Genomic DNA, 21,484 nt, shown 5'->3' on the forward strand with positions numbered 1-21,484 from the left:
CTCGGCGTGAGGGTCGAACGCGTCGTCGGACGCGCGGGTGCGCACCACCTGGAGCATGGCGTCGCGCATCGCCCGCGGATCGGTGGTTTCCACAGTGGACACGCCAGGGTCGGGACCGCGACGACCGCGACACGGGCCAGCGCGTCGACCGTAGCGACGGCAGCGGGCCACGCCGGGGCGACTTCGGAGAATCTCCTCACTCGTCCTTCGTCGCCGAAGCGTTCCCGCGCACCACCAGGACAGGGCACAGCGCGTACGAGATCAGACTCTGGCTGGTCGATCCGAGCGCCAGGCCGGCGAGCCCGCCGCGGCCGCGGCTGCCGACGACCAGCAGCTGCGCGCGATCGGCGAAGTCGAGCAGGCCGTCGGCCGGTTTCTCCTTCACGACCACGCGCTCGACCTGCACGTCGGGGTACTTCGCCTGCCATCCGGCGAGCCGCTGCGCGAGCAGCTCCCGTTCGTGGGCCTCGATCGCGTCGGCGTCGGCGGACGAGCCGGACTCCTCGAACACCGACGCGAGGAAGCCTTCCTTCCAGCAGTGCACGGCGACGAGCGGAGTCCGGCGCCACGACGCCTCCTCGAAAGCGGCGCCGATGGCGTCCTCCCCGATCGGCGTGGCGTCCACGCCGACGACGACCGGGCCGTCCACCGGGGGCGCGTCCTCGGCGACGTGGGGGCGGACGAACGCGACCGGGCACTCCGCGTGCGACGCGAGCGAGACCGACACCGAGCCCAGCACGAACCGGCCGAGCCGGCGCAGGCCCGTCGACCCCAGGATCAGCATGCCGGCCGACGCGGACTCGGCCCGCAGGGCCGACGCCGGCTGTTCCGGCCGCAGCACGGCCTCGACGGCCAGCTCCGGAGCAACCTCCGCGACGGCCGCCTGCGCCCGGTCGAGCACCCGCTCGCCGCGTTCGCCGACGACACGCTGCGCGTCCTCGTAGGTCGGCGCGGCGTGCGGGTACGTCACCGGGATCTCGTCCACGGCGTGCACGAGCCGCAGCCCCACGCGGCGCTCGCGGGCCATCCGCGCGGCCCACCGCACCGCCATCAGCGAAGACTCACTCCCGTCGACCCCGACGACCAGATCGGTGGACGCGCTTGTCATGGGTTCCCCGCCTTCGTCGGTCTGCCGGCCACCCGGACTGTAACCGCAGCGGACCGGCGTGCGAGACGGCCAACAGACCCCCGTCCGGGTGACTTTCGTCCAGCGGCGCCCGCTCATCGAGCAGCTGTCGATTTGATCCGCATCAGACGGCCTACGCGGCCCGGCAGGCCGCTCGCCCATGTCGTCGGGTGAAGGGAATGCTTGACACCGGACCGGCCGACAGCGGCGATTTCCTCTGCGTGCTGATGCTTCTGCGGCGCAGCGATGCGTTGGCAGCACTTCGACCTTCCGCAGCGCCCGCTCTCCAGCGAAGGGACTTCCATGACCGCAGCCGCGGTGACGCGTTCAGGTCAGTTCGGGCAGCCGTCGAGGGTCGGCACCGGGTACTTCGGGTCGTAGCAGCCGGGTCGACGCCCGTGCCCACCGCGTCGACGACTCCGGCGCCGTCGCCGTGCGGGATCACGCGCGGGTAGGCCATCGTCGAGCCCCAGTAACCGCGCCGTTTTCCGACGTCTCCGACGTGAATGCCGGAGACGACCACCCGGACCCGCACCTCGTCCGGCGCCCGTCAGATGGCTGGGTCTCCGACGGTCGCCGGCCCGGGCCGCGCTGTCAGGCGGTGCGAGGAGGTGTCAGGCGCGGATGAACTCGAGCAGGTCGGCGTTGATGGTCGCGGCCTCGGTGGTCGGCATTCCGTGCGGGAAGCCCGGGTAGATCTTGAGCGTGCCGTTCTTCAGCAGCTCGACCGACAACAGGGCCGGGTCCTCGTAGGGGACGCCCTGGTCGTCGTCGCCGTGCATGACCAGCGTCGGCACGGTGATCTTCTTCAGGTCCTCGGTCTGGTCGGTCTGGGAGAACGCGACGATGCCGTCGTAGAGGGCCAGCGCGCTGCCCAGCATCCCCTAGACGCCACCAGTGCTGGATGAGCGCCTCGGACGGCTCGACGCCCGGCCGGGTGAAGCCGTAGAACGGACCCGACGCCACCGCGCGGAAGAACTCGGAGCGGTTGGCGGCGAGTTGCGCCTGCCTGTCGTCGAAGACGGTTTTCGGCAGTCCGCCGGAGTTGGTCCCGGTCTGCACCATCAGCCGCGGAATGGCGGACAGAATGGCGGCCTTGGCGATCCGGGACTCACCGTGCCGGGCCAGATAGCGCACGACCTCGCCGCCGCCGGTGGAGTGTCCGATGTGGATCGAGTCGTGCAGGTCGAGGTGCGCGGTGAGCTCAGCCAGGTCGTCCGCGTAGTGGTCGAGGTCGTGCCCGTGGGCGACCTGTGCGGAGCGGCCGTGACCGCGCCGGTCGTGGGTGATGACGCGGTAACCCTGTTGCAGGAAGAACAACATCTGGGTGTCCCAGTCGTCCGCCGACAGCGGCCAGCCGTGGCTGAACACGATGTCACCGGCACAGTCATCTGTCTGGCGCTGTGCGGGACCCGGCCCGGCGACGATGGTCGCGTCAACCAGGGCGGGTCCGCACAGCCGGGCCGTCGAACGCGGCTGCCTGGTGCCCCAGTCCTTGTAGAAGGTCTCGGCACCGTCGGCGGTGGTGATCGTCGGCATGGTGGTCTCCGTTCTCCGGATCCCGCGGCGTCGGTACCCCCGACAGCCGAGAACAAGGGAGAACGGTCATGGGAAAGATCGTCGTCAGCGAGAACATTTCGCTCGACGGAGTCATCCAGGATTGGTCGCGGCAGGAGGCACCATCGCCGAACCGGCCTACAACTTGCCGGGCGGGCGGCCGTTCCACTTCCGGGACCGGCAAGGCAATGTGCTCGCCGGGTGGTCGGCTTCGTAGCTTCACGGTGCCGGATCGCCTTGCCCACACCGGGGCAAGGCGATCCGGTCGCGCTCAGCCCCACTGGTACTTGAGGAATTTCCCGTCGAGCGTCACGACCACGCGCTCGCCACCCGGGTCCTCGCGGCGGCCGACGTCGATCTTGAAGTTGATGGCGCTCATGATGCCGTCGCCGAACTGCTCGTGGATCAGTTCCTTGATGGTGGGGCCGTACACCTGCAAAACCTCGTAGAAGCGGTAGATGGTCGGGTCGGTCGGCACGGCCTCCTCGAGCGCGCCGCGCGTCGGCTGGAGCTGCAGCGCTCGCGCGACGTCGTCACCCAGCTCCAGGACCGCGACGGCCTTCGCGGCTTTGTCCGCGGGGACCGGGTGCTGCCCGAGCAGGGCCGACGTCGTCCACGCCAAGGGGGCGTCGAGGGATTCGGCGATTGCGGCCCAGGTGAGCCCCAGCCGGGTCTTGGCCTCGAGCACCGCGTCGGCCGCCTGCTTCTTGGTAGTCATGCGATCGAGCGTAAGGGCCCCGACCACGCGGGAGCCATCGATTCTTGTTTCGTGTTCACTGCCTTTTCCTCTGAGCCCTCGATTTCCTCGCTCACCTGCGCCGAGCCAGGTCCGCGGGGCTGCCGCTCGGCATGCCGACGCCGGATTCCGCGTAGGCGCGCAGGCTTTCGGTGAAGTGGTTCCAGCCGGCGGTGCACATGTCGATGCAGTCGAGCTCCGCGGTCAGGCCGTGGTGCCGGAAGCGGAGTTCCGTGGCGCCGTCGACCGGGACGAGGGTGGAGGCAGGCCGCGTGCCGACCCAGTCCGGGAGGAAGTCGCACGAGGTGACGGTCCAGCGCACCACGCTCGGCCGCGTGGCTTCGTCGACCCGCATCACGCACGGGTCCGGATGGGAGAAGAAGAACCGGAGCTCGCCGCCGGCGTCGCCGGATCCCGTGACGCGGGTCCACCACGCGCCGAGGCCGGCGACGGTGGTGAGCGCGGCGAACAGGGTGGCCGGAGTCGCGTTGACCGAGACCGTCCGCTGGTAGTCCGGGGTCATGACGGGGGTTCCTTTCCTTCGGTCGATCGCAGCGCCTGGATCGACTCGGCGATCGTCTTGATCCGCCGCAGCCGGGCGTCCCACGCCGCGCCGACGGAGGTCAGCTGCGCGACGGCGCGGGAGAACTGCGCTTCGTTGACGACGTACCGGACCTCACGCCCGTCCTTGCGGGCCACGACCAGCTCCGCGCGCTCCAGCACGGCGAGGTGCTTGGCGACCGCCTGACGCGTCACCGGCAGGTGCTCGCTCAACCCCGTCGCCGTGCCGAACCCGTCGGCCAGCAGCAGGTCCAGCAGGTGCCGCCGGGTGGGGTCGCCGAGGGCGCCCCACAGCTCGTCGTCGATCACGTGCGCACCAACCCGGCCGCGTACGCCGCCAGGTTGGGCAGGTGCTCGTCCCAGCCCGCACTGTGGTCGTGGTAGTACGCCTCGAGCCGAGCCGCCTCCCACCCGATCTCGCGGAAGCCGGCCTCGGTGAGCTTCAGCAGCGTGCCGCCGTCCTCCGGCACCAGCTCGAACGTGACGAGGAACGAGTTCTCCGGCGTCGCCGCCTGTCCCGCCGGCTGCACCCAGCGGAAGGCGAACCGCCGCGGCGGCTCCGCCTCGACCACGGACACCGGCACGACGACCGTCCCGCTCCCGTCGCGGCGCGGCCGGCCCATGGTTCCCGCGGTCCCCTCGAACACCGCGTCGAACCCCCACCACGCCGCGATGTGCTCGGGCTGCGTGATCACCTCGTAGACGACTTCGGGCGTCGCCGCCACCCGGATCTCGCGCTCGATGGTGCCGTACTCCATGGCCGTCCTCCCTATTGGCAACCAATGGTTGCAGGTTAGGCGAGACCGGCACGACGCGCAACCATTTGTTGCATGTTTGAGGCACAGTAGCCTGGCCGGATGCCCGTCAAACCGAGCGCCCGCGACCACCTGCACCGGTTGGAGTCGATCACCGACGCCGCCCTCGGCAGGCTGGAGCTGGAGCCGCTGCTGCGCGCCCTGCTGGAGCGGGTCCGCGAGCTGTTCGACGTCGACACCGCGACCGTCCTGCGCTACGACGAGGCCGCCGGGCAACTCACCGCCATCGCGTCGGCAGGCATCGAGGAAGAGGTCTTCCAGGGCGTGCGGGTGCCGGTCGGAGCCGGGTTCGCCGGCCGGGTCGCGGCGCAGCGCACGCCGGTGCTGATCGACCACGTCGACGAGTCGACCGTGATCAACGCGCTGCTGTGGGAACGCGGCCTCAAAGTGCTGCTGGGCGTGCCGATGCTGGCCCGCGACGAGCTCGTGGGCGTGCTGCACATCGGGTCCACCGTGCAGCGCGCGTTCGACTCGGACGACATCGAGCTCCTGCGGATCGCCGCTTCCCGCCTCGCGTTGACGATGGTGGCCGAGGCCGCCGGCGAAGACCGCGCGGCCGCAGCGGCGCTGCAACGGAGCCTGCTGCCGGCGCGCATCGCCTCGGTGCCGGGGCTGGACTTCGCCTCCCGCTACGTGCCCGGCGCGGACTTCGCCGTCGGCGGCGACTGGTACGACGTGTTCCCCCTGCCCGGCGACCGGCTCGGCATCGTGATGGGCGACGTCGCGGGCCACGGCCTCGGCGCCGCCGTGGTGATGGGCCGGCTGCGCAGCGCCCTGCGCGCCTACGCGCTCGACGCCGCGAGCCCGGCGGAGGCGCTGGGCAAGCTGAGCCGCAAGATGAACCACTTCGAGCAGGGCATCATGGCGACCGTCGCGTACGGCGTCGTGCCGCCGGACCGCGAAACCCTCGTGCTGTCCCTCGCCGGGCACCCGCCGCCCGTCCTCGCCACGCCCGGCTCCCCCGCGCGCCTGCTGGACGTGCCACCGGACCTGCCCGTGGGCCTGGGCCTGCCGCCCGCGGACCGGCGCGACACCGTGGTCGCGCTGCCCCCGGAATGCACGCTCGGCTTCTACACCGACGGCCTCGTCGAACGCCGCGACGCCGACCTCGACGTCGGCTTCCGCAAACTGACCACCGCCATGACCACGGGCGATCCGGAAGCCGTGTGCGCCCGCGTGATGGCCGCGCTCGTCGGCACGAACCCGGCCCAGGACGACGTCGCTCTGCTGGTGGCGACAAAACGGCCGGTGCGTTCGTAGCCGCCCGGTGCGAGCCCACCGGGGAGTTCCCCGATGCGAAGGACCCCGCACCGGACCCACGCTGGGCCTCGACGTGTCGCCCAGCCCCGGGAGGTCCGGCAGAGATGGTGTCGTGGAGCCGCGTGAGCGAGGCGGACGTGGTGCGCGCCGCGCAGGAGTACGACCGGCTCGGGGCGGAGGCGTTCTTCGCGCAGCACGGGTTCGGGCCCTCGCGCACCTACGAGCTGGTGTGGGAGGGCAAGCGGTACCCGCACAAAGCCGTTCTCGGTACCGCGTATGAGTTCGCCACCGGCGAGCGCCTGGCACCCGGCGACTTCGAAGGCGGCAGAGCGGGCGCGGTGGCGGTGCTGGGGAAGCTCGGGTTCACGATCGAACAGCGCCGCCCGTAAGTCACCGCCCGCAGGTCTCAGTAGCGGCCGTCGAACCGGGACCCGCGGCCCTGTTCGATGAAACGCAGGCCGACGACCCGCCCGTCCTCCACGATCCACCGCAAATCGTACGAAGCGCGGTAGCTCGGCGGCCAGAACGAGCCGAACCGCCCATCCCCTTCGACGGTCCACTCGCCGCGAGTGGTGGCGCCGGCATCGACGTAGCTGGTGGTGCCGTCGGCGGAGAAGGTCTGCGTCGAACCGTCGTCGAACCGCAGGCGCCCGGCCGTCAAGGCGGTGGCCATGTGGGCGGCGGGGACGCGTTCGCCGTCGCGCGCCCCGAGGTCGTCGAGTCCTTCAGCCATGGGGTTCCTTCCCGTGAGGTGCGGCGAAAGTAGCAAGCCGCACGGCCGTCGGAACCGGGCACAACACTTCCGTAAGATCCGCCGTAACGTCCCGATAATGGTGACTGCGCGTGATGCTCCCTAGGGTATGAGGGCCAGCTCGGACCGACCCTGGAGTGCCCGTGAGTCCCCGATTCGACGGCCTGCGCGCCGTGTTCTTCAACAGCACCCTGAAGCGCTCGCCGGAGCCCAGCAACACCGAAGGTCTCCTGCGGGTGAGCGCGGAGCTCATGCGGCGCGAGGGCGTCGAGGTCGAGGTGATCCGGACGATCGACCACGACATCGCCGTCGGCGTGTACCCCGACATGACCGAGCGCGGCTGGGCGAGCGACGAATGGCCGGCGCTGTACGAGAAGGTGCTGGCCGCCGACATCCTCGTCCTGTGTGGACCGATCTGGCTCGGCGACAACTCGTCCGAAATGAAGAAAGTGATCGAACGGCTCTATGCGTGTTCGCACCTGCTCAACGACGCCGGCCAGTACGCATACTACGGACGCGTCGGTGGCTGTCTGCTCACCGGCAACGAGGACGGGGTGAAGCACTGCGCGATGAACGTGCTTTACAGCCTCCAGCACCTCGGTTACACGATCCCGCCGCAGGCCGACGCCGGCTGGCTCGGGCCGATCGGCCCGGGTCCGTCCTACCTGGACCCGGGGTCGGGCGGACCGGAGAGCGACTTCACGAACCGCAACACCACGTTCATGACGTGGAACCTCATGCACCTGGCGAAAATGCTGAAGGACGCGGGCGGAATCCCCGCGTACGGCAACCAGCGGGCGGCCTGGGACGAGGGCGAGCGCTTCGATTTCACCCACCCCAACCCCGAGTACCGCTGAGAGGACACCGATGACCGCTGTCGGGAAGATGCTCGTGCAAAGCCTGGCCGACCACGGCGTGTCCGCGATGTGGGGCGTGGTCGGCGACGCGCTGAACCCGATCACCGACGCGCTGCCCCAGGAGCCCCGCATCCGGTGGATCGGGGTCCGGCACGAGGAGGCGGGCGCGTTCGCCGCGGGCGCGCAGTCGCAGCTCACCGGCCGGATCGGCGTGTGCATGGGCACCGTCGGGCCGGGCTCGCTGCACCTGCTCAACGGCCTCTACGACGCGAAGAAGTCCCACACTCCCGTGCTCGCGATCTGCGGCCAGGTGCCCAGCGCCGAGATGGGCAGTGACTACCACCAGGAAGTGGACAACGACGCCGTGTTCCGCGACGTGTCGGTGTTCTCCCGCACGATCACCGACCCGGCCCAGTTTCCGTACCTGCTGGAGCTGGCGGTGAACGCGGCGTACGCCCGCGACGGGGTGGCCGTGCTGACCCTGCCGGGGGACGTCGCGGCCCGCGAGCTGCCGCACGGCACGCAGGAGCCGCGGTTCGTGAGCCAGCACCCGCGGGTGACCCCGGACGACGGGGCGCTCGGCGAGGTGGCCGCCGTGCTCAACGGCGCGAACACCGTGACCATGCTCGTCGGCTCCGGCGCCCGTCCGGCCCGCGACGAGGTGCTGGCGACGGCGGAAACCCTCGCCGCGCCAATGGTCCTCACGCTCAAGGGCAAGGAAACCCGCGAACGGGACAACGACTACCAGGTCGGGCAGACCGGCCTGATCGGCAATCCCGCCGCCCAGCACGCGCTGACCCACGGCGACGTGCTGCTGATGGTGGGCACCGACTTCCCGTACCGCGACTGGTATCCGAAGGGCAAGACGGTGGTGCAGATCGACCACGAGGGGATGCGCTTCGGCCGCCGCACGCACGTGGACCACGCGCTCGTCGGCGACGCCCGCACGACGCTGGCGGCGCTGCTGCCCCTGCTCGAGGCGAAGCCCTCGCGCGAGCACCTCACCGCGTCCCGCGAGCGCTACACGAGCTGGCGCGAGCGCCAGCGCCACCTCGCCGACCCCGGCTACGACGCCACCGTCGTCGGCCGGGTCCGCAAGCAGTTCGACAACCACGAGCGCGCCATCCGCCCCGAGGTGCTCGCGGCGGCGATCGACCGGCACGCCGACGCCGACGCGGTGTTCACCTCCGACACCGGCATGTCCACGGTGTGGCTCGCCCGCTTCATGACCCTGCGCGGAAACCGGCAGCTGCTCGGTCGTACAACCTGGGCTCCATGGCCAACGCCCTGCCCCACGCCCTCGGCGCCGCCCAGCTCGACCCCGCCCGCCAGACGATCGCCTTCTGCGGCGACGGCGGCCCCGCCTCGGCATGGTCAAGCTCGAGCAGGAACAGGGTGGCATCCCCGAGTTCGGCACCGTCCTCAAGAACCCGGACCTCGCCGGCGTCGCCCGGGCCTGCGGCATCCACGCCGTCCGCGTCGAGCACCCCGGCCAGGTCGACGCGGACGTCCGCGATGCGCTGGCCTACCCCGGCCCGGTGCTGCTCGACGTCGTCACCAACGCCGAGGAGATCGTGATCCCGCCGAAGCCCACCGTCGGCCAGGCGTGGGGCTTCGCCATCGCCAAGATCGAGGAGACCCTGATCTCGGCGCACGATGCCGGCGAAAAGGCGTAACCAGCTCCGCTGTCAACAAGGCCCGACCGGCGAGGTCGGGCCTCGTTCGTTTTGTGCCAGTCACACGCTCGGCTGAGACAGACCTTCTCAGCTGGGCGGACGCCGCAGTCGGCGATTCGGCGGGTGCAACATCGGCGCGTACCTCGCGGGGATCTCCACCGGCAGTCTGCATGACCAGGGGGTGGGACACCTTGTCGAGGCCGGAGTGACCTTCCTATAGTGCGTCAGACGTCTGACGTCTTTGGGAGGCTCACGGTGACGAAGGATCTGCGGTCGTTTCTCGCGGAGGTGGTCTCGACCGGTGCGGGCGAGGTCAAGCACGTGCCGAAGCAGGTGGACCCGCGGTTCGGTGTCACCGCTTACGGAGCGTGGTACGACAAGCGCGGCGACTACCCGGCGTTGCTGTTCAGCAACGTCGCCGGCAGCGAGCTGCGGTGCCTGACCAACCTCGTCGCGACGCACGAGCGGATGGCGCTGGCCCTCGGGGTCGAGGTCGAGACGCTCGTGCGCTCGTCGGTCGCGGGCCAGGGCCGGGCCGCGTACCCGCCGGTGGAGTTCGAGGGCGCGGCGCCGGTGCAGGAGGTGGTGTGGCGCGGTGCGGACGCCGACCTCACCCGCCTGCCGATCCCCACGCACAACGAGCTCGACGGCGGCCCGTTCCTCACCGCCGCCGTCGGCGTGACGCGCGACCCGGAGTCGGGCGCGATCAACGCCGGGATCTACCGCCACCACATCTACGGCCCGCGGCGTCTCGGTGTGTGGTTCTTCGGCTCCCACGACGGCGGCACGATCCACCGCCGGTACGCCGAACGCGGCGAGCCCACGCCGATCGCGCTGGTGATCGGGCACCACCCGGCGTTCCTCATGGGCGCGGTGTCCCGCGTGCCCGGCATCGGCGGCGAGTACGACGCCGCCGGCGCCTACTTGGGGGAATCGGTCGAAACCGTCCCCACGGTCACCTCCGGCATCCCCGTGCCCGCGCACGCCGAGATCGTCATCGAGGGCCACATCCTGCCCGACGAGCTCGAAGAGGAAGGCCCGTTCGCCGAATGGCCCGGCCACTACGTCGGAGGCGGCCGCAAGCCCGTCATCGAGGTCGACGCCATCACCATGCGCCACGACGCGATCTTCCAGGACATCCAGGCCTCCGGCCGCGAACACCGGCTCATGGGCGCGCTGCCGCGCATCGCCAGCATCCACGAGGCCGTGCAGCAGAAGGTGCCGGGCCTGCGCGCAGTCAACATCCCCCTGCACGCGCGCATGCACTGCTACCTGTCGATCCGCAAGAACTCCGACACCGACCCGACGCGCGCGGCCTTCGCCGCCCTCAACACCGAGCCGGAGAACCTGCGCGCCATCGTCATCGTCGACGACGACATCGACGTCTACGACGAACGCGAAGTCGCCTGGGCCATCGGCACCCGCTTCGACGCGTCGCAAGACCTGCAGATCATCCCCCGCTGGAACGGCCCCGGCGGTCTGCTGCCCACGAACTGGTCCTACGACGAAGCCGGCGGCCGCACCCCGCAACGCTCCTCCGCCGTGATCGTCGACGCCACCAAACCCGCGCCGCCGGTCGTCTTCCCGGCCCGCGCGCGGGTCCCGGAGGAGGCGATGCTGGCGGTGGACGTGGACGCCGTCGAGACGATCACGGCCGTGAGCGACCTGCCCGGCTGGGCCTGACGGTTGTCCGTTCACTTCGGACGGACAACCTCACACCAGGGCGAGGTGCCGCAGCTCCCCGGTCACCGCACTGCCGAGCCGAGGCTTCAGCTGGTCCAGCAGCTCGCCGATCCGGGCCGCCAGCTCCGGGGACGGCCGGGTGAACGCGCTGGTGCCGTCCTGCCGCCAGTCGTCCAGGTCGCGGCGGGCTTCTTCGGCGAGCGGGTCGGCCGGAAGGCTGAGCAGCCACAGGTCGGCAGCCAGCCGCGACCACCGGCTAGACCTGTGTTGTTCGCCTCGGCTCCGCCGAGGCGCGCGAGATCGCCTTTGACGCGATCCCGCGCCGTGCCGCCACGAATTCGAGGTCGTCGGAGCTCCCCATCTCACCGGGGCCGGTCGTCGGCGAGCTGCGCCCGCACGAGGTCGACGTCGTCGAGCGTGCCCGTCTCGCCGAGGCCGGCCACGATCGCGCGCGTGACGGCACCCGCCCGCAGCGCTTCCCGGTAATACGCGGCCGGATCCCACCCGAGCGCAGAACCGGGGCCTGCGCCATGGACCGCACCAGCGACGAGCTCTCCGCGAGCCGTTCCCAGGCGGTCTCGACGCCCAGCGACTGCACCGCCCGCGCCCGCACCTTGGGCGCGCCGCCCTCGAGCAGCAGCCGCACGAACCGCGGGTCGCCGCGGTCGAGCAGGAGGTGGCCGAGACGCGTGCGGACCACGTCGTCGTGGTCGTGCACCGCGATCGAGGCCAGCCGCTCGTCGGACAGCAGCCCGGCGCGCAGGGCCGACTCGTGGACCATCCGGCGGGTCCGCAGATCCGGCGTGGCGAGCGCGTGGTCGAGGAGCTCGGGCGAGCGCAGCATCGGCTGGAGCAGGTGCTCGTCCACCCAGCGGTCCACGGCCCGGCGGCTCAACACGACGACCAGCGGCAGCGAGGGTGCCAGATCCGCCTGCGCGAACCGCGCGAGCACCGCCGCGCGGGCGATCGCGCGCACCTGGGGCACCCAGTCGACGCAGCGCACCAGCAGCAGGGGCAACGCCTCCGGGTTGCGGCTTCTCCGCAGCCGGCGCACACCCGGCTCCCGGACATACCCGTCGGCGTGGCAGACCGCCTCGACGAGCTGGACGCGGCTCAGCCGACGCCACGGCAAGGCCCGCCGGCAGTCCTGGCCGTAGCACCCGGACCAGCGCCGCTCCGACTCGTCGAGCGCCAGCCACTCGCGCGAGTCGCCGGCGGCGAGCGCGTCCAGTTCTTCTTCCGTCGCCATCGTCCCGCTCTCCGGCGCCATCGTGCCGTCCACGACAGCACGGCGCCACCGGTTTCCGAGAGGGGTTACAGCCCGCCGAGGCGTTCGGTGATGGCGGTGCTCAGGCGGAGGATGGCGGACGTCGAGTGTTTCAGGCGCTCGGCGTCCACAGTGGACTTGACCATGCTCACCGACAGTGCGCCGACGGGCTGGCCGCCGCGCACGGCGACGGCGGCGCCGACGCACATCATGCCCGGCGCGGTCTCCTCGTCATCGACGGCGTAACCGTGGGCGCGGGTGCTCTCGATCTCTGCCATGAGCCGCGGCATCCGCGAGATGCTGTGCGGGGTCAGGGTTTCGAAGCGGCCGTCGGCGTAGCGGCCGGCGATCTCGTCATCGGTCAGCGAGGCGAGCAGCGACTTGCCGCTCGCCGTGCAGTGGGCGGGCAGGCGCAGGCCGATCTCGTACGACATCGCGAGCGTCCGCAGGCCCGGGCGGGTTTCGACGTAGACGACATGGCGACCGTCCAGCAGGGACAGCACGATCGTGTCCTCGGGCAGCAACCCGAGCTCCTGGTCGACGCGCCGGAACTCCAGCACGAACCCGGACTTCGCGAGGTAGGCGCGCCCGAGCGGGACGACCTTCCAGCCGAGCCGGTAGTGCCCGCCCGGGGTCCGCGTGAGCAGGCCGGTGGTGACCAGCGTCGTGCACACGGCGAGGCAGCTGCTCTTGGGCGCGCCGATGGCTCGCGCGAGCTCGCTGAGCGGCAACCCGTCGGGTGCGGCGGCGAGCGCGTCGAGCAGGTACGCGGCGCGGGCAACCGAAGGAACCGGCAGGCCCGCCGAGGAAGGCGAACTGGTCATCGCGGGAGATTCTGTCATCGGCGCAACCGGCGGGCGAGGACGATCGCCGCGACGACAGCGGCCACGGCCGGGACAGCGCGTTTCGCGACCGGGACCGCAATGGCCCGCAGGACGACAGTGTCCGCGTTGCGAGTGCGCGGCCGGTCCTGAGGGCTCGGCGGGGCATCGGCAAAGCCCACGGCCGCAGCCGCGGCGACGGGCTCGGCCGCGGAGGCGGTGCGCACGGGTTCGTCGTCCGGCCACTCCTGCGTCGCCAGATCGACGACCTCCGCCACCGGCTCGACAGCGGCCACCGCCGCACTGGACGGCGCGGCCTTCGGCGCTGCCGCGGCCCGAACCTGCGACCCGGACACCTCGTCCGCCAGCGCCCGCGCGAACTCGTCGACCAGGCGCCCCGTCACCTCACCCAGCACGCCACGCCCGAACTGCGCCAGCCGTCCCGTCAACGCGAGGTCTGTGGCCAGGTCGACGCGCGTGCCTCCCGGGGCCGGCGCCAGCCGCAGCGTGACCGTCGCCGAAGCCGAACCCCGGCCCCGTACCTCACGCCCCGACGCCGCTACGACCACCATGCCCGCCGCCTCGTCACGTTCGCGGAACCGCGCCACGCCGGAGTACTCGGCAACGATCGGCCCGACCTTCACGCGCAGGCCGCCGCGGACGTCGTCGCCGTCGACCTCGTCCAGGTGCACGCCGGGCATGCACGGCGCGACCCGCTCCGGATCGGTGAGCACGGCCCACGCCTGCGCGGGCGGCAGGTCGACGGTGAAGCTGTTCTCCAGTCGCACGAGCGCCCCTAGGCCGGGAACCGCATATCGACGCGGGAGCCGGCCGAAGGCGCCCACCGGCTCGTGACGACCTTGCGGCGCGTGAAGAACCGGATGCCGTCCTCGCCGTATTGGCCCGAGTCGCCGAAGAGCGAGTGCTTCCAACCGCCGAACGGGAAATACGGAATCGGCACGGGGATGGGCACGTTGAGCCCGACCATCCCGGCCTGCACGGTGTGCTGGAACTTCCGCGCGGCGACGCCGTCGCGGGTGAACAGTGAGACGCCGTTGCCGTACTCGCCGCCGTTGATCAGCGCGACGGCCTCGTCCAGCGAGTCGACGCGCAGCATCGACAGCACCGGGCCGAAGATCTCGTCGGTGTACACGGACATGTCCGGGCGCACGTGGTCGAGCAGCGTCGGCGCGAGGAAGAACCCGTTCTCCCGCCCCGGAACGCGCACGTCGCGGCCGTCGACCACGAGATCCGCGCCCGCATCGGACCCGGCCTGCACGTAGCCGCTCACGCGGCGCAGGTGGTCGGCGGTGACGAGCGGGCCCATGTCGGTGCCCTCGTCGTGGCCGTCCGCGGTGGACAGCCGGCCGATGCGCTCCACCAGGCGGTCGCGCAGCGCGTCGCCGACCCCGCCGACGGCCACCGCGACCGAGATGGCCATGCAGCGCTCCCCCGCCGAGCCGTAGGCGGCGGAGACGAGGGCGTCGGCGGCCGCGTCCAGGTCGGCGTCGGGCAGCACCACGAGGTGGTTCTTCGCGCCCCCAAGGGCCTGCACCCGCTTGCCGTGCTTGGCCGCGGTCTCGTAGACGTGCCGGGCCACCGGCGTCGACCCGACGAAGCTCACCGCGCCGACGTCCGGGTGGGCCAGGAGCGCGTCGACGGCCGGGGCGCTGCCGTGCACGACGTTGAGCACGCCGGCGGGCAGCCCGGCCTCGAGCGCCAGCTCGGCCAGGCGGTTGGCCGCCGAAGGGTCCTTCTCGCTCGGCTTGAGCACGAAAGCGTTGCCGCACGCGACGGCGATCGGGAACATCCACATGGGAACCATCACGGGGAAGTTGAACGGCGTGATGCCGGCTACGACCCCGAGCGGCTGGCGGATCGAGTACGTGTCGACTCCGCGGGAGACGTTCTCGCTGAAGTCGCCCTTGAGCAGGTGCGGGATCCCGGCCGCGAACTTCGCGACGTCCAGGCCCGCGTTGACCTCCGCGCGGGCGTCGGCGAGCGTCTTGCCGTGCTCGCCGGTCACGAGCTCGGCCAGCTCGGCACGCGAACGCTCGACCAGCCGGATGAACTCCAGCAAAACCTGCTGGCGCACGCCGAGCGACTCCTCGGCCCAGGCGGCCTGGGCATCGAGTGCCACCTTCACGGCCTGGTCCACGGCACCGGCGTCGCCCAGCGCGACCCGGCCTGCGACGCTGCCCCGGGCGGGGTCGTGCACGTCGGCCCACGCGGGCGGTTCGTCCTGGACGAAGGCGCCGCCGACGAAGTGCTGGATGGTGTTCACGAGTGTCCTTTCTCGACAGTCGAGCCGAGGTGCGGGAGAGCCGGTACGGGTGGGGTGTCGGGTGGTTCGGGCCAGCTGTGGCCGGCCGCTTCGTCGAGGGCCCGGACAACGCGTTCGGGGCTGATCGGCTCGTGCCACACCCGCGCGCCCAGCGCGGCGAGCGCGTCGTTCACGGCGTTGTGCACCGCCGCGGGTGCGCCGGCGGCCCCGGCCTCGCCGGCGCCTTTCACGCCCAGCATGGTGATCGGGCTCGGGGTTTCGAGGTGGGTGATGCGCACGTCCGGCAGCTCCGGGCCGGTCGGCATGAGGTAGTCGAGCAGGGTCGAGGTGAGCAGCTGGCCGCTCTCGTCGTAGTACAGCCGCTCGAACAACGCCCCGCCGATGCCCTGCGCGACGCCGCCGCGGATCTGCCCGTCCACGATCTCCGGGTTGATGAGCACCCCGCAGTCCTCGACGCACGCGTAGTCGACGAGGTGCACGAGCCCGCTGTCCTCTTCGACCTCGACGACCGCGGCGTGGGCGCCGTTGTTGAAGGTGACGTTGGGGCCGCTGTACTCGCCCACCACCGACAGCCCGATCCGCAGCTCCGGTGGCAGGCGGTGGGTGCGGAAGTGCGCGACCTCGGCGAGCTCTGCCACTTCCAAGTGGACGTTCGACGCGCCCGCGACCCGCACCACACCGTCGCCGATCTCGAGGTCGGCCGGGTCGACCTCCAGCAGGTGCCCGGCGATCGCGAGCAGCCGCTCCTTCACCTCGCGGGCGGCCGACGCGGCAGCGCCGCTGCTGACCACGGCCGAACGGCTGGCCCACACGCCCGTGCCGTGCGGCACCACCGCCGTGTCGCCGCTGACGACGCTGATCCGGTCGAACGACACCCCGAGGTGGTCGGCCACGACCTGCGCGGCGGTCGTCTGCAGGCCCTGGCCCTGACCGGGCGTGCCGAGCAGCACGGTGACGGAGCCGTCGGCCTCCACGCGGACCTCGACCTGGTCGTGCGCGGTGATCGGGGCGCCGCGCTTGCCGTAGAACATCACACCGGGCGCGGTGACCTCGACGAAACAGGCGAGCCCGACGCCCAGCAGGCGCCCGCGTTCGCGCGCTTCGGCCTTGCGTTTGTCCAGGTCCGGCCCGGACGGGAGCATGGCGAGCAGCTTCTCCAGCGACTCCTGGTGCGAGCCGCTGTCGTAGACCTGGCCGGTCACGGAGGTGTACGGCAGCTCGGCGGGCGCGATCAGGTTGCGGCGGCGCAGTTCCGCCGGGTCGAGCCCGAGCCGGCGCGCGGTCTCGTCGAGCAGCGTCTCCATCGCGAGGATGGCGACCGGGTGCCCGACCCCGCGGTACACCGCGAGCGGCGCCTTGTTGGTGATGGCGACGCGCAAGTGACCCGAGTAGACCGGGATCCGGTAGGGGCCGGGCATGATCGTGGCGACCTGGATGCCTTCGGTGACCATGCTGCGCGGGTAGACGGAGTAGGCGCCGCCGTCGCTCACGACCTCCGAACGCAGGCCGAGGATCCGGCCGTCGGCCGCGACCGCCAGCGCGGCGGACACCCGCTCGTCGCGCGCCTGCGTGTCCGACTGCAGCGATTCGACGCGGTCCTGGATCCACTTCACCGGGCGGCGCAGGAGGATGCTGGCCGCGCACGTGGCGACCTCGTCGGAGTACACGTGCGCCTTCATGCCGAAGGCGCCGCCCACCTCGTCGGTGAGCACGCGGATGTTGCTCTCGCGCAGGCCGAGCAGCTCGGCGAACACCGACTGCAGCATGTGTGGCGCCTGCGTGGACAGCCGCACGGTGAGCGATTTCGCCGCCGGGTCGTACTCGGCGACTACGCCGCGGGGCTCCAGCGCGACGGCCGTGTGGCGCGCGGTGCTGATGCCGGTCTCCACGACCACGGCGGCCTCGGCGAAGGCCGCTTCGACGTCACCGGTGCCGAAGGTGCCTTCGAACGCGAGGTTGGACGGCAGCTCGTCGTGCACCTTCGCCGCCGACGCGTCGAGGGCGGCGATGGCGTCGACGACCGGGGCGAGCTCCTCGTAGTCGAGGGTGACCGATTCCAGCGCGTCCTCCGCGACGGCGCGGCTTTCGGCCACGACCATCACCACGGGCTCGCCGACGTAGTGCATCTTGCCGGTGGCCAGAGGCCGCTGGTCGCCGCCGACCAGGCCCGGCCAGTCGAGCAGGCCCTTCCACGAACGGCACATCGGGTTGAAGTCGTCGGCGGTGAACACGGCGACCACCCCCGGTACCTGCTTCGCGGCCTCGACGTCGATCGCCGTGATCAGCGCGTGCGCGACCGGGGCGCGGACGAACGCGGCGTGCAGGCAACGGGCGGGGGTGACGTCGTCGGCGTAGCGGCCGCGCCCGAGCAGGATCTTCGGATCCTCGACGCGCTTGACGCGGCGGCCGACCCAGCCTTCGGTGATGCTCACGCCCGCGCCTCCCGCACCTGCTCGGCGTATTCGGCGATCGCGGCCACGATCGGTGCGTACCCGGTGCAGCGGCACAGGTTCCCGGACATCCGCTCGCGGATCTCGTCGCGGGTGAGATCCGGGTTCTCCTCGACGGCGGTGACGGCGGCCATCAGGAAGCCCGGCGTGCAGAAGCCGCACTGCAGCGCCTGGTGCTCCCAGAACTTCTGCTGCAGCGGGTGCAGCACGTCCTCGGCGCCGGCCGTCTCACCCAGCCCTTCGACGGTGTCCACTGTGGATCCGTGCGCCTGCACGGCGAGGGTGAGGCAGCTGCGCACCGCCGTGCCGTCGACCCGGACGGTGCAGGCGCCGCAGACGCCGTGCTCGCAGCCCAGGTGCGTGCCCGTGAGGCCCAGGTCGTGGCGCAGGAAATCGGCGAGCGTGGTCCGCGGCGTGGTGCGCGCCGACTCTGGTTTCCCGTTCACCGTGAAAGAAACCTGTGTCGGCTCATGGGCGTCAAGCACGGGTACTCTCCACTTCGGACTGGCTGCGGGCGGCGGCTTCGGCGAGCGAGCGGGCGACGAGCCGGGTGCCCACGCGGCGGCGGTAGGTCACGGAGCCGTGGATGTCGCCGACGACGTCGATTTCGTCGAACGCGTGCGCCGCGGCTTCGGCGAGCACGGCGTCGTCGAGGACCTCGCCGGCGAGGATCGCCTCGGCGGCGGTGGCGCGGCGCGGGGTGCCGGCGATGCCGAACAGCGCGATCCGCGCGTCGGTGCAACGCCCGGCTGAATCGGCGTCCAGCACGCAGATCACGCCGACGAGAGCGAAGTCGCCGCTGCGGCGCGTGATCTCGCGGAGCGACCAGCCGGCCGTCGCGGGCACGAGCGGCAGCTCGGCCCCGGCGACGACCTCACCGTCGTTCAACGCGGTCAGGTAGGGACCCAGGAAGAAGTCGCGCGCGGCGATCCGGCGCCGCCGCTCGGCGCCGGCGACGCGCACGGATCCGCCGAGCGCGAGCAGCAACGCGGGCAGCTCGGCCGCGGGGTCGGCGTGCGCGAGCGAGCCGCACACGGTGCCGCGGTTGCGGATCTCGGGATGCCCGACCTGCGCCAGGCTTTCGGCGACCAGCGGGTGGCGGCGGCGCGTCTCGGCGTCGGTCTCGAGCGCGCGCGTGGTGACCGCCGCCGACACGACGAGACCGTCGGTGTCGCGGAACGCGTGGCCCTGCAGGTCTTTCGCCGTGGTGATGTCCACGAGCACGCTCGGGTTCGACATGCGCAGCGCCATGACCGGGAACAGGCTCTGCCCACCGCCGAGCACCCGCGCGTCGGGCCCGTGCTCGGCCAGCACCGCCACCGCGTCGCCCAGCGATTCGGCCCGGTGGTAGCCGAAAGCAGGCAGTTTCACCGATTCGCCCCTCCTGCTCGTTTCGGTCAGTGTTCGAAATGCTGAACGCTGTTCGATTTGCAGAACGAGTCTCAGGAGAGCCGGGACGGATGTCAAGTCGAGCGGCGCCTGCTGGTGATCTTCGGGTAGCCACGCACGAGCGGCATGGGGCATCCGCGGCCGGCGCGAGTGCGCGGACCAAAGAAGCCGTGCCTCGTCAAGCGGTGAAGTGTCCGGCCATGCCCGAGTGCGCCTCGAGCTGCTCACCGAGGTGACCGAGGCTTTCGAAATCACCGCCGGCATGCATCCGGCGGGCGACGCCTACGGAGGGTGCACGTCCGCGCCCTGCGGGCACTGGTCGCGGCGGTGAGCGCCCCTCGCTGAGGGCCTACGGCCTACGGCCTACGGCCCGACGCCGAGATCATCGGCGAGGTCGCCAGGTCCAGCCGGCCGGAAGTGACGTTGGCGAGGTGCTGGTCGATCTCGGCGTCCGTGGCGAGGCCGGCGGAGACGAGGCCGCCGCGGATCTGGCGGACGGTCGCGGCTTCCAGGGCCGTGCAGGCCGGGGACGTGATCGGGAAGTACGCGTCGGCAGTGACGTCGGTGAGGCCGGCTTCGCGGAGGGCGCGCGGGAGGGTGCGCCCGTAGGCGAGGTCGGCGCCGCGCGAGGCGAGGAGCTCGCGGAAGGCGCGGCGGAGGCGGTTGGCCAGCGCCTCGTCCGGGCCTTGTTCGTCGAGACAGATCAGGGGCTGCAGAGCCGGGTCGGCGTCCTCCAGCAGGAGACGGCCGCCTGGGCGCAGGGCGGCGACCAGGGTGCGCAGGGCGCGTTCGCGGTCTGGCACGTGGACCAGAACCAAGCGGGCGTGGACGAGGTCGAAGCCGCCGGGTGGGGGTGCGTCCAGGCCGACGGCGTGGCGGCGGACCTCCACGACGTCGCTCACGGCGGTCGCCGCCCAGGAGGTGTCGAGGTCGGTGCCCAGGACGTGGCCGCTGGGGCCGACACGGTCGGCGAGCCACCTCACGACCGAAGGGCCGCCGGCACCCACCTCCCAGCACCGCCAGCCCGGGGAAATGCCGAGATCGTCGAGATGCCGGAACGTCGACGCGTCGAACAGCGAGCTGAGCGCGTCGAAGCGCGAGCCCGCTTCCGGTTGGGCGTTGTCGAGGAGGTAACCCTTGTCCGGAGGTCATGGCGGTGATTCTGCAACACGCGACAGGCCGTGGACGCGCTCTGCGGTACCCCCGGAAATCGACACGTACCCGACAGCCGGGTTGATCTCGCGCCCCATCTCGTGGTCCGGCCCCAGCCGCTGTGCCACGCCCGGCCGGTAGTTCTGCAGCATGACGTCCGCGGCTGCGCTTGTTGCGGGTCAGCGACAGGAACGACGGGTTCACCGCGACGCCGGTCGCCTCTGCCGTCGGAGCGTGCCGCTGACACTGGCCGCCCTGCGCCTCGACCTTCACCACGTCCGCGCCGAGGTCACCCAGCCGCAGCTTCCCGGCCGTCGCGATCGGCACGTCGGCCACGCGGTACCCGTCCAGCACTCGCGTCGTCGCTCCCCGCTGAACCGTGGTTCGCGGCGCTGCGCGAAGGCCGCCCGGCCTTCCGCGGCGTCCGCTGTGGACAGACATGCCGCAGGCAGGCCCCGCTCGTCGCCGATGGCCTGCTCCAGCGGCAACGAGGAGGCCGCGCGCAGATTGGCTTGGGCCGTTGGCGCCGCGATCGGGCCCGGGCGGCGATCGCTCGGCGAGCGCACGCGCTTTCGGCACCAGGCCGGCGGGGTCGGTCACCTCGCTGACGAGGCCCCACGTCAGCGCCTGCACCGCGGAGACCGGGTCACCCGTGAGCAGCATCGTCGCCGCGTCGCCCGGCCCGATGCTGTGCGCCACGGGCGTCGAGGCGCTGGCTTTCGTCGCGCGCCACCACCCCGACGTCGTCCTCATGGACCTGCGCATGCCCGAGCTCGACGGCGTCGGCGCGACCCGCCGGCTCGCCACCGAGCACCCCGCCGTGCGCGTCCTGGGCCTCACCACGTACGACACCGAGGCCGACGTCCTGCCCGCCATCGAGGCGGGCGCCACGGTTACCTGCTCAAGGACGCGCCCGTCGCCGAGCTCCAGCGCGCCGTCCGCGCCGCCGCCCTGGGGCGAGCCGGTGCTGGCGCCCGCGGTGGCTGCCCACCTGATGGCGCCCCTTCGGCGTCCTGCGCCGGGCGTGCTGACGGCCCGCGAGCTCGACGTGCTGCGCCTGGTTGCGGCGGGCGCGACCAACCGCGCGGCGGCGAGCTGA

20 protein-coding genes and 4 pseudogenes are annotated in these 21,484 nt (G+C 71.8%); 7 read left to right on the top strand and 17 right to left on the bottom strand.

What is annotated here, in order from left to right:
- Positions 1 to 196 precede the first annotated feature (196 nt).
- The 7 genes and pseudogenes from AB0F91_RS06440 to AB0F91_RS06470 form a co-directional block, all read right to left on the bottom strand.
- A complete protein-coding gene (locus AB0F91_RS06440; protein WP_360595342.1) occupies positions 197 to 1,108 on the bottom strand; it encodes a universal stress protein in 912 nt (303 codons plus the stop codon).
- A 632-nt stretch (positions 1,109 to 1,740) separates the two neighbouring features.
- Positions 1,741 to 2,007, bottom strand: a complete 267-nt coding sequence (locus tag AB0F91_RS06445) for an alpha/beta hydrolase (RefSeq protein ID WP_360595344.1) — start codon at positions 2,005 to 2,007, stop codon at positions 1,741 to 1,743.
- Positions 2,000 to 2,665 (bottom strand): annotated as a pseudogene (locus tag AB0F91_RS06450) (alpha/beta hydrolase); the annotation flags it as partial. The gene AB0F91_RS06445 and the pseudogene AB0F91_RS06450, both read right to left, overlap by 8 nt.
- Before the next feature lie 289 nt (positions 2,666 to 2,954).
- Positions 2,955 to 3,401 (bottom strand): cyanase, encoded by a 447-nt coding sequence (gene cynS / locus AB0F91_RS06455; RefSeq protein WP_360595345.1) that lies wholly within the window; start codon positions 3,399 to 3,401, stop codon positions 2,955 to 2,957.
- A 91-nt stretch (positions 3,402 to 3,492) separates the two neighbouring features.
- Entirely contained in the window at positions 3,493 to 3,942 is a 450-nt protein-coding gene (locus AB0F91_RS06460) for an SRPBCC domain-containing protein (RefSeq protein ID WP_360595347.1), read from the bottom strand.
- Positions 3,939 to 4,289 (bottom strand): metalloregulator ArsR/SmtB family transcription factor, encoded by a 351-nt coding sequence (locus AB0F91_RS06465; protein WP_360595349.1) that lies wholly within the window; start codon positions 4,287 to 4,289, stop codon positions 3,939 to 3,941. Before AB0F91_RS06465 ends, AB0F91_RS06460 begins: the two co-directional genes overlap by 4 nt.
- Positions 4,286 to 4,738, bottom strand: a complete 453-nt coding sequence (locus AB0F91_RS06470) for an SRPBCC domain-containing protein (protein WP_360595350.1) — start codon at positions 4,736 to 4,738, stop codon at positions 4,286 to 4,288. Before AB0F91_RS06470 ends, AB0F91_RS06465 begins: the two co-directional genes overlap by 4 nt.
- 99 nt (positions 4,739 to 4,837) lie before the next feature.
- Between AB0F91_RS06470 and AB0F91_RS06475 the strand changes: the two genes are divergently transcribed.
- Both AB0F91_RS06475 and AB0F91_RS06480 read left to right on the top strand, forming a co-directional pair.
- Entirely contained in the window at positions 4,838 to 6,055 is a 1,218-nt protein-coding gene (locus tag AB0F91_RS06475; protein WP_360595351.1) for a GAF domain-containing SpoIIE family protein phosphatase, read from the top strand.
- Between the two features lie 122 nt (positions 6,056 to 6,177).
- Entirely contained in the window at positions 6,178 to 6,444 is a 267-nt protein-coding gene (locus AB0F91_RS06480; RefSeq protein WP_360595352.1) for a hypothetical protein, read from the top strand.
- 17 nt (positions 6,445 to 6,461) lie between these two features.
- Here the strand turns inward: AB0F91_RS06480 and AB0F91_RS06485 are convergent, their stop codons facing one another.
- A complete protein-coding gene (locus AB0F91_RS06485) occupies positions 6,462 to 6,788 on the bottom strand; it encodes a hypothetical protein (protein WP_360595353.1) in 327 nt (108 codons plus the stop codon).
- A 161-nt stretch (positions 6,789 to 6,949) separates the two neighbouring features.
- On the opposite strand from AB0F91_RS06485, the gene AB0F91_RS06490 reads away from it, so the two are divergent.
- The 4 genes and pseudogenes from AB0F91_RS06490 to AB0F91_RS06505 all read left to right on the top strand — a co-directional run bounded on the left by AB0F91_RS06490 (position 6,950) and on the right by AB0F91_RS06505 (position 11,022).
- A complete protein-coding gene (locus AB0F91_RS06490) occupies positions 6,950 to 7,663 on the top strand; it encodes a flavodoxin family protein (RefSeq protein ID WP_360595355.1) in 714 nt (237 codons plus the stop codon).
- A gap of 28 nt (positions 7,664 to 7,691) precedes the next feature.
- Positions 7,692 to 8,615: pseudogene (locus tag AB0F91_RS06495) on the top strand (thiamine pyrophosphate-binding protein); the annotation flags it as partial.
- A gap of 418 nt (positions 8,616 to 9,033) precedes the next feature.
- A complete protein-coding gene (locus tag AB0F91_RS06500; RefSeq protein ID WP_360595357.1) occupies positions 9,034 to 9,339 on the top strand; it encodes a thiamine pyrophosphate-dependent enzyme in 306 nt (101 codons plus the stop codon).
- Between the two features lie 255 nt (positions 9,340 to 9,594).
- A complete protein-coding gene (locus tag AB0F91_RS06505) occupies positions 9,595 to 11,022 on the top strand; it encodes a UbiD family decarboxylase (RefSeq protein WP_360595358.1) in 1,428 nt (475 codons plus the stop codon).
- A gap of 256 nt (positions 11,023 to 11,278) precedes the next feature.
- Here AB0F91_RS06505 and AB0F91_RS06510 read toward each other — a convergent pair whose 3' ends face one another.
- From AB0F91_RS06510 to AB0F91_RS06550, 9 genes and pseudogenes are all read right to left on the bottom strand, one after another.
- A complete protein-coding gene (locus tag AB0F91_RS06510; RefSeq protein ID WP_360595360.1) occupies positions 11,279 to 12,304 on the bottom strand; it encodes a hypothetical protein in 1,026 nt (341 codons plus the stop codon).
- 32 nt (positions 12,305 to 12,336) lie between these two features.
- Positions 12,337 to 13,113 carry an IclR family transcriptional regulator gene (locus AB0F91_RS06515; RefSeq protein WP_360595361.1) on the bottom strand — a complete coding sequence of 259 codons (777 nt, stop codon included), beginning with the start codon at positions 13,111 to 13,113 and terminating at the stop codon, positions 12,337 to 12,339.
- Between the two features lie 14 nt (positions 13,114 to 13,127).
- Positions 13,128 to 13,898: an SRPBCC family protein gene (locus AB0F91_RS06520; protein ID WP_360595363.1), complete on the bottom strand. Its 771-nt coding sequence runs from the start codon at positions 13,896 to 13,898 to the stop codon at positions 13,128 to 13,130.
- Positions 13,899 to 13,906: 8 nt separating this feature from the next.
- Positions 13,907 to 15,385: a CoA-acylating methylmalonate-semialdehyde dehydrogenase gene (locus AB0F91_RS06525; protein WP_360596273.1), complete on the bottom strand. Its 1,479-nt coding sequence runs from the start codon at positions 15,383 to 15,385 to the stop codon at positions 13,907 to 13,909.
- 5 nt (positions 15,386 to 15,390) lie between these two features.
- Complete coding sequence (locus tag AB0F91_RS06530) at positions 15,391 to 17,826, bottom strand: xanthine dehydrogenase family protein molybdopterin-binding subunit (protein ID WP_360595365.1); 2,436 nt, start codon at positions 17,824 to 17,826, stop codon at positions 15,391 to 15,393.
- Complete coding sequence (locus tag AB0F91_RS06535) at positions 17,823 to 18,290, bottom strand: (2Fe-2S)-binding protein (RefSeq protein ID WP_360595367.1); 468 nt, start codon at positions 18,288 to 18,290, stop codon at positions 17,823 to 17,825. The genes AB0F91_RS06530 and AB0F91_RS06535 overlap by 4 nt, the downstream gene beginning before the upstream one ends.
- Positions 18,291 to 18,321: 31 nt before the next feature.
- Positions 18,322 to 19,215 (bottom strand): FAD binding domain-containing protein, encoded by an 894-nt coding sequence (locus AB0F91_RS06540; RefSeq protein WP_360595369.1) that lies wholly within the window; start codon positions 19,213 to 19,215, stop codon positions 18,322 to 18,324.
- A gap of 374 nt (positions 19,216 to 19,589) precedes the next feature.
- Positions 19,590 to 20,240, bottom strand: coding sequence for a methyltransferase domain-containing protein (locus AB0F91_RS06545; protein ID WP_360595370.1), 651 nt, complete (start codon positions 20,238 to 20,240; stop codon positions 19,590 to 19,592).
- A 141-nt stretch (positions 20,241 to 20,381) separates the two neighbouring features.
- Positions 20,382 to 21,150, bottom strand: a pseudogene (locus tag AB0F91_RS06550) (CoA transferase).
- Between AB0F91_RS06550 and AB0F91_RS06555 the strand changes: the two are divergent.
- Positions 21,086 to 21,466 (top strand): annotated as a pseudogene (locus tag AB0F91_RS06555) (response regulator transcription factor); the annotation flags it as partial. The pseudogenes AB0F91_RS06550 and AB0F91_RS06555 sit on opposite strands and share 65 nt — an antisense overlap.
- Positions 21,467 to 21,484: the final 18 nt, after the last annotated feature.

It is taken from the genome of Amycolatopsis sp. NPDC023774 (assembly GCF_040639695.1).
Lineage (GTDB): Bacteria > Actinomycetota > Actinomycetes > Mycobacteriales > Pseudonocardiaceae > Amycolatopsis.

Excerpts from the sequence above, each read along its gene's own strand:
- AB0F91_RS06440 (WP_360595342.1), bottom strand. The coding sequence starts at position 1,108 with ATGACAAGCGCGTCCACCGATCTGGTCGTCGGGGTCGACGGGAGTGAG.
- AB0F91_RS06445 (WP_360595344.1), bottom strand. The coding sequence starts at position 2,007 with ATGCTGGGCAGCGCGCTGGCCCTCTACGACGGCATCGTCGCGTTCTCC.
- cynS (WP_360595345.1), bottom strand. The coding sequence starts at position 3,401 with ATGACTACCAAGAAGCAGGCGGCCGACGCGGTGCTCGAGGCCAAGACC.
- AB0F91_RS06460 (WP_360595347.1), bottom strand. The coding sequence starts at position 3,942 with ATGACCCCGGACTACCAGCGGACGGTCTCGGTCAACGCGACTCCGGCC.
- AB0F91_RS06470 (WP_360595350.1), bottom strand. The coding sequence starts at position 4,738 with ATGGAGTACGGCACCATCGAGCGCGAGATCCGGGTGGCGGCGACGCCC.
- AB0F91_RS06475 (WP_360595351.1), top strand. The coding sequence starts at position 4,838 with ATGCCCGTCAAACCGAGCGCCCGCGACCACCTGCACCGGTTGGAGTCG.
- AB0F91_RS06485 (WP_360595353.1), bottom strand. The coding sequence starts at position 6,788 with ATGGCTGAAGGACTCGACGACCTCGGGGCGCGCGACGGCGAACGCGTC.
- AB0F91_RS06500 (WP_360595357.1), top strand. The coding sequence starts at position 9,034 with ATGGTCAAGCTCGAGCAGGAACAGGGTGGCATCCCCGAGTTCGGCACC.
- AB0F91_RS06515 (WP_360595361.1), bottom strand. The coding sequence starts at position 13,113 with ATGACCAGTTCGCCTTCCTCGGCGGGCCTGCCGGTTCCTTCGGTTGCC.